The sequence below is a fragment of the Micromonospora sp. NPDC051296 genome (assembly GCF_040682255.1).
Taxonomy (GTDB): domain Bacteria; phylum Actinomycetota; class Actinomycetes; order Mycobacteriales; family Micromonosporaceae; genus Micromonospora; species Micromonospora craterilacus.
This window is the reverse complement of the sequence record NZ_JBFBAO010000369.1, coordinates 1-6,767: the sequence shown is the minus strand read 5'-3', so window position 1 is coordinate 6,767 and position 6,767 is coordinate 1. Positions and strand designations below refer to the sequence as shown.

Annotated in this window: 4 protein-coding genes; all 4 read left to right on the top strand. The window is 71.8% G+C overall.

What is annotated here, in order from left to right:
• Positions 1-358 precede the first annotated feature (358 nt).
• Positions 359-1,885, top strand: a complete 1,527-nt coding sequence (locus AB0M52_RS28175; RefSeq protein WP_363959835.1) for a glycosyltransferase family 39 protein — start codon at positions 359-361, stop codon at positions 1,883-1,885.
• Between the two features lie 105 nt (positions 1,886-1,990).
• Positions 1,991-3,829 carry a glycosyltransferase family 2 protein gene (locus AB0M52_RS28170; protein ID WP_363959832.1) on the top strand — a complete coding sequence of 613 codons (1,839 nt, stop codon included), beginning with the start codon at positions 1,991-1,993 and terminating at the stop codon, positions 3,827-3,829.
• Complete coding sequence (locus AB0M52_RS28165) at positions 3,817-4,944, top strand: glycosyl hydrolase (RefSeq protein ID WP_363959829.1); 1,128 nt, start codon at positions 3,817-3,819, stop codon at positions 4,942-4,944. Before AB0M52_RS28170 ends, AB0M52_RS28165 begins: the two co-directional genes overlap by 13 nt.
• Positions 4,945-5,113: 169 nt before the next feature.
• A complete protein-coding gene (locus tag AB0M52_RS28160; RefSeq protein WP_363959826.1) occupies positions 5,114-6,412 on the top strand; it encodes an MFS transporter in 1,299 nt (432 codons plus the stop codon).
• Positions 6,413-6,767 lie beyond the last annotated feature (355 nt).

The window sequence follows — 6,767 nt, the reverse complement described above, 5'->3', positions numbered from 1 at the left end:
CACCGTCTACGACGAGACGACCGCCTGGTCACACCACCCCAACCACGCCACCGCTTGACATCCAAGCACCTGGGATGTCTTTGCTCTGCTTCAACCGACGCAACGGTCACTGATTGTGTCTGCTGCTGGCGCGTGGTGCGGATGTTCTTGCTAACAATCGCGAGCGCGCAAGCCCTGGTCGGGGGGCCGGGGAGGGCGGGTCGACACCATACCGGGGGCCAGGTCGGTCGCCGTGGCTTGTTGCCGCTTTTCGACGGTAAGTGCCGGTCTGGCTGCTTTTGTGGCGTCTGGCCGTCGTGGTGAACTTTGCTCAATATGCTCCAGGGCGACGGGAACCCACGGAGATGGTTGAGACACGATGAAGGACGCCGTAACCATGGTCCTGCCCCGGCTCGGGTCGCCGGAGGCCAGCGACGAGGACCCCTGGGGAGAAGGCCACGGCACCGCCCCCGCGCCCGGGCGTCCGGTGACCGACACCCACCGGTGGCGGGTCGCCGCATGGCTGGCGCCGGCGCTGCTGATGGGCGCGCTCGGCATCGCCGGGGCCGGCGCACCCGGGCTGCGCCTGGAAGAACTCGCGACCTGGGGCAGAGTCGCGTCATCCTGGTCGGGCACCTGGTCGACGCTCGGCTGGGGCGAGGCCGCCGTCACGCCGTACCACCTGCTGATGCGCGCCTGGGCGGAGGTCTTCGGCACCTCGGACCTCGCGCTGCGCGGACCTTCCATCCTGGCCATGACCGTCGCTGCGGCGCTCGTCGGAGCGCTGGCGTCCCGGATGTTCGCGCCGGGCACCGGCCTCCTGGCCGGCCTGGTCTTCGCCCTGCTGCCGACATCCGCACGGTACGCGCAGGAGGCCCAACCGCACGCGCTGACCCTGCTCGCCGCGGTGCTCGCCACGTGGCTTCTCCGGTCGGCCGTCGACCGGCCGAGGCCCTGGCGCTTCGCCGTGTACGGCGCGTCGGTGCTGGTGCTGGGTCTGTCCAGCGTCGTCGCGTTGCTGCTGCTCGTCGGCCACGGCTGGACCCTGTTCGCCTTCCGGCGCGAGGTGGCCGTCCGATGGCTGGTCGCCGGGGGTCTGGGCGCGCTGCCGGCGGCCGGATTGCTCTGGCACACCGGGCAACAGGGTGGGCGGTTCGCGCAGGTGTCCGATCCGAGCCTGACCGTGCTGGCCGCGACGCCGAGGGAGCTGTTCGGTGTCACCGCGCTGGGGGTGGTGCTGCTCGCGCTGGCGCTGTTCAGCCTGCCGTTGCGCTACCCCGCCGCCCTGTACACCGCCTGGGCGGTGGTGCCGCCGGTCGTGCTGCTGCTCGTCGCGCAGGCGACGCCGATCTGGCTGCCGCAGCTCATGCTCTTCACGCTTCCCGCGTGGGCGACACTCGGCGCGGCCGCCCTCACCCGGGTCCGCGCTCGCTGGTCCGTGGGTGTGCTGGCGGCGATCGCCGTGCTCGGTGCGCCGATGCACGTCGCCGTTCGGGAACCAGGCGGGCATCAGCAGGCCACCCGGCAGCTCGCGGAGATCATCGAACGTCGGCTGCAACCCGGCGACGGCGTGGTCTACGGCTCGGCCGACCCGGCGGGCGGATGGGTCGGCCGGACCGTGGTGGCGCACTACCTGCCGGCCGACCGTCGCCCCAGGGACGTGCTCGCCACGGGGCCGCAACCAGTCGACGGGCGCCTCCCGGTCGCCGAGTGCGCCGACGTGGCCGGGTGCCTGGGAGACACCCGGCGACTGTGGGTCGTGCGACTCGGCGAGCAGGCGGACCCGGTGCAGGCCATCGGTGGCGCGAAGGAGCGGCTGCTGCGCACGAGGTATCAGGTGGCGCAGGTCTGGCGACCGGACGGGCTCACGCTGGCCCTGCTGGTGGACGAACGGCCGGATCTCTGAGCGGCTGCCGAACCGGAGTATTTTGGTCTAAATTCGGCGGGTTTGCCCGTTTATGCGGCCTAGGATCAGCCGTATCCGTGTTCGTGGCGAGCAGGATCCAGACCCTTGGGGGGCAACGTGGGCGTCGCGGCCGATACCCGCGCTGACCGTCGTCAGCTGAACATCCGGGCTCGCCTCGCGTACGCGAAGTGTGGGGCGACCACCGGTCCCCTGCTCGCGCCGCGGCATCCGCAGGCGGCGGTCGAGTTCCGCCACGTCCTCTCGCCCGCCGCACGGCTGACCTTGGCGCTGCTCGTCCTCGCCAACAGCGCGGCGGGGCTGTTGCTCGTCGGCTGGCTGCTGCTCCCCGACCACGTACCCGGATCCGGGGTGACCGGGCTCGGCAGCTGGCAGACCACGGCGGCTCGGCTCGGCTTCTGCGTGGTCGTCGGCGTCGAGCTGATCCGCCTCGCGCAGAACGCGGTCGTTTGGGTGTTCGCGCACCACGCCCGGGACCCGGTGCCGGTCGATCCGCCGGTCGGCCTGCGGGTGGCCCTGCTCACCACGATCGTGCCGAGCAAGGAACCGATCGACGTCGTCGAACGGACGCTGCGGAGGCTGCGGCAGATCGTCTACTGCGGCCAGGTGGATGTCTGGATCCTCGACGAGGGTGACGACCCGGCGGTGAAGGAGATGGCCACCCGACTCGGGGTACGGCACTTCAGCCGCCGGGGTCGACCGGAGTACAACCAGCCCAGCGGCGAGTTCCGCGCCAGGACGAAATCGGGAAACCACAACGCCTGGCGGGCCGAACACGAGCACCGGTACGACGTGGTCGCCAACGTCGACCCGGACCACGTACCGCTGGCGAACTTCCTGGAACGCACGCTCGGCTACTTCCGTGACCCGGACGTCGCCTTCGTGGTCACCCCGCAGGTCTACGGCAACATGCACCAGAACCTGGTCGCGCACGGCGCCTCGGTCCAGCAGTACCTCTACAACGGACTCATCGCCCGCGGCGGGAACGGCCTGGACGCCCCACTGCTCACCGGCACCGGCCACCTCTACCGGCCGTCGGCGTGGCGCAGCGTCGGCGGTTACCAGGACTCCATCATCGAGGACCACCTGACCAGCATCCGGATCCACGCCGCCGCGAACCCGCAGACGGGTAACCAGTGGAAGGGGGTCTACACCCCGGACGTGGTCGCCATCGGGGAAGGCCCGACGTCGTGGGCCGACTACTTCAACCAGCAGCGGCGGTGGGCGGCCGGCATCTGTGAGATCCTCGTCCGCCCCGAGCTGCGGGCGCCGCGTGAACTGCGAGCACGGCGACGCTGGCAGTACCGCCTGCTCCAGTTCTACTACCCGAGCGTGGCGGTCAGCCTGCTGCTGGGCAACTTCGCCACGGCCATGTACCTGCTCACCGGCGTGAGCGCGGCCCAACTCGACGTCACCGTGTGGTCGGTGCTGTGGGGCTCGACCATCGGCACCTGGTTCGCGCTGTGGCTCTGGCTGCGCCGGTTCAACATCGCGCCGCACGAGCGGGAGGAGATCGGCCTGGTCGGCATGGCGTTGGCCCTGTTCGCCGGCCCGGTCTACGTGGCCGCCGGCGTCGGTGCGCTGCTGCGACGAAGGCTCGGGTTCGTGGTGACGGCCAAGGGCAAGCTGCGCACCACCGAGTCGCTCGGCACCTTCCGCCTGCACCTGTGCTGGGCGGCCTTCGCCGCCGGCCTGCTCGCCGCGAGCTTCGCGCTGGACAACGACTTCGCCCTGCTCCGGGTGTGGCCGGTGCTGACCCTGCTGACCGGCCTCGGTCCACCGCTTATCGCGGTCGGGTCGAGCATCCTGGCCCGTGCTGAGCGGTACCGTGAACCGGTCCCGCTCGTCGCCCGTACCGGCGACGAGCAGCGCGGCCGGGCGACGGCACGGGTGGCGGCCGAGCAGGGTGTGCCATGGCGAGGCTGACCCTGCCGCGGGTCACGATGGCGCTGATCGGCGCGCTGCTGCTGACCTACGCCTTCGCCATCGCGCCCGGGACCGGCGGACGGGAACACGTCAGCCCCGATCCGGCTGCGGTCGCGGTCGCGCCGAGCACGTCGCCCCGACCGCCGGAGGTCTTCCCGCCGGCCGAGAAGGTGTTCATCGGTGTCGCGACCAAGGAGGGTCCGCACGACTTCACGCCGGTGGACGACTTCACCGCGGCGGCGAAACACCAGCCGCAGGTCATGCTCTTCAGCTCGGGATGGGCGACCGACAGGTTCGACCGTACGCTCTTCGACGGGATCAGCGGTCGCGGCATGCTGCCGATGCTGGCCTGGGAACCATGGGACTACCGGTTGGACGAGGAGGCCCGCAAGAAGGGGGCTGCCCGCCGTACGATCGACCGCCTCCGCTCCAACCAGCCCGACTACCGGCTGTCCCGCATCGCGCGCGGCGACTTCGACGAGTACCTGCTGTCCTGGGCCGAAGGGATCAAGGCGCTCGACCATCCGGTGGCCATCCGGTTCGCGCACGAGATGAACGGCAACTGGTACCCGTGGTGCGAGACGGCCAACGGCAACAAACCGGGCGACTACGTCAAGGCGTGGCGCCACGTGCACGATCTGTTCGAGGCCGCCGGAGCCACCAACGTCATCTGGGTGTGGAGCCCGAACACCAGGTGGGACGGCTCGACTCCGAAGCTCGCCAGGCTCTACCCGGGTGACGAGTACGTCGACTGGGTGGGCCTCTCGGGCTACTACGGCATGGGAGCCTTCTCGAAGTACCGGTCCTTCGACGCGATCTTCAAAAAGACCATCAAGGAGATTCGCGCCTTCAGCGGCAAGCCGCTGGTCATCACCGAGACCGGTGCCTCCGACACGGGTGGCCGCAAGGCCGAATGGATCACCGAGACGTTCCGGTTGCTACCGCAGCACGAGGACATCATCGGCCTCATCTGGTTCGAGGTGACCAAGGAGCAGGACTGGCGGATCGTCAGCTCCCCGGCCGTGGCAGCGGCCTTCGCCCGGGCGGTGGCCGCTCCTCGCTACCGCTTCACCTGGTCGCCCGACATGCTCCCGCGCACCGAGCTGGCGGACTAGGCGGGTTTGGCCTGCGCACCGCGGCGGCGGTCGGATCGGCCGCGGGCCACGCCGCTCCGGCTTGACCCTCGACCGGGTCGAGGCCGGACAGTGCCGACGCGAGAGACCGACCGGAGCCGTCCCACCCGGCACCGGCCGGCGCGGTCGGCGGTGGGCGGGAGATTCCGTGGTGGCGACATCAACCGGTCGGGCGACGTCGACCGGCGGCCGGACGGCCGTGCCGGGCGGGTACTGGGCGTGGCTGGGCGGCACGGGGGTGTCCCTGGTCGGCGTGCAGGCGATGGCCTTCGCGATGGCCTGGGTGGCGGCCGGGCAGGGCGGCCGCTTCGCCGCCCTGGTGCTCACCGCGATCAACCTGCCCCGCGTCCTGCTGCTGCTGGTGGGCGGGGCGGTGGCCGACCGGGTCGGTGCCTGGCGGGTAATGATCATTTCGGTCGCGGCGATGGTCGTGGTCACCGTGGCGCTGGCCGTCGCGGCGTCCTCGGCCGCGGACCCGCGGCTGCCGCTGCTGCTCACCGCCCTGGCCATCGGGATCGTCGACGCCTTCTACCTGCCCAGCGCGGGCTCGATGCCCCGGCGCCTGGTGCCGCCCGCCGCGCTGGCCCGGGCCATGTCGGCCCGCCAGGTGGCCGGTCAACTGGCCGTGTTCGCCGGGCCGCCCCTGGGCAGCCTGGTCCTGGCGGCGGCCGGGCTGGCCGGGGTGGCCCTGGCCAACGCCGCGGGCTTCCTGGTGGTGCTGTCGATCCTGGTGGCCCTGCGCCCACGCGCCGGTGGGTCCTCGGGCCCAGGCGAAGGCCGCTCGTCGGACCCGGGTGCGGGCCGCGCGTCGGATGCGCGCGAGGGGCGGACGGCGGATCCGGTGCCGTCGGTGTGGCGGGCCGCGGTGGACGGGTTGCGGATCGCCGCGTCGCATTCCGCGCTGCGGCCCGCGCTGCTGCTGACCGGCGTCGCCGCCGGGTTCCTGCTGCCGGTCTCCTCGCTGCTCGTACCGCTGCTGGCCCGGGAACGGGCGTGGTCGCCGCAGGCCACCGGCGCGGTCGTCGCGGCGGTGGCGCTGGGTACGGCGTCCGTCGCGGTGACGGTGCTGGTGCGCGGAGCGCTGTCCCGCCCCGGAATGGCGGCCGCCGCCGGCCTTCTGGTGGCCGCCGCCGCGGTGGCCGCGCTGGCCGCTGGCCGGTCACCAGTGTGGGCGACCGCGGCCGGGGCAGCGATCGGGCTCGGGTCGGGAGTCTTCGCCACCCACATCGGCCCGCTGATCCTGGCCGCCGCGCCGGTCACCCACCTGGCCCGGGTGCAGTCCGTGCTGGTGCTCGCGCAGAGCCTGCCGCTGCTGCTGACCACGAACGTGCTCGGCTCGCTCGCCGATGCCGTCCGCGCCCCGGCGGTGCTGTCCGGCTGCGCGGTCGTACTCGCCACCGCCGCACTGGCGGCGCTCACCTCGCCGACCCTCCGCCAACGGCCCACCTGACCGCGACTGGCTGTTGGCCGTCGCTGCTGGTATTGGTCCGCCCACCCCTGACCTCTACCCTTCTCTCGCTTTGCTCTGCTTCAACCGGCGCAACGGTCACTCTCTGTGCCCGCTGATGCCGTGTGGCGTGGTCATGATCCGCTGTGTTGCAGCTGATCAGCTGCCAGTGCGTGGGTTGAAGCAGAGCAAAGCGTGCGCGGAGGTGGCCGGCGGTTGCCGGTGGTCGTCACGCAGGGTCGCGGCCACGCGAGGTCGCGGTCCGGCGGGGTTGTGGTCACAAAGGGTTGCGGTCACGCAGGCTGGCGGTTCTGGCGGGCGTGCGTGATCGGCGGGGGCGCCGGCCCATCAGCAGCAC

Coding starts and splice junctions, on each gene's coding strand:
- AB0M52_RS28175 (WP_363959835.1), top strand. CDS start 359: ATGAAGGACGCCGTAACCATGGTCCTGCCCCGGCTCGGGTCGCCGGAG.
- AB0M52_RS28165 (WP_363959829.1), top strand. CDS start 3,817: ATGGCGAGGCTGACCCTGCCGCGGGTCACGATGGCGCTGATCGGCGCG.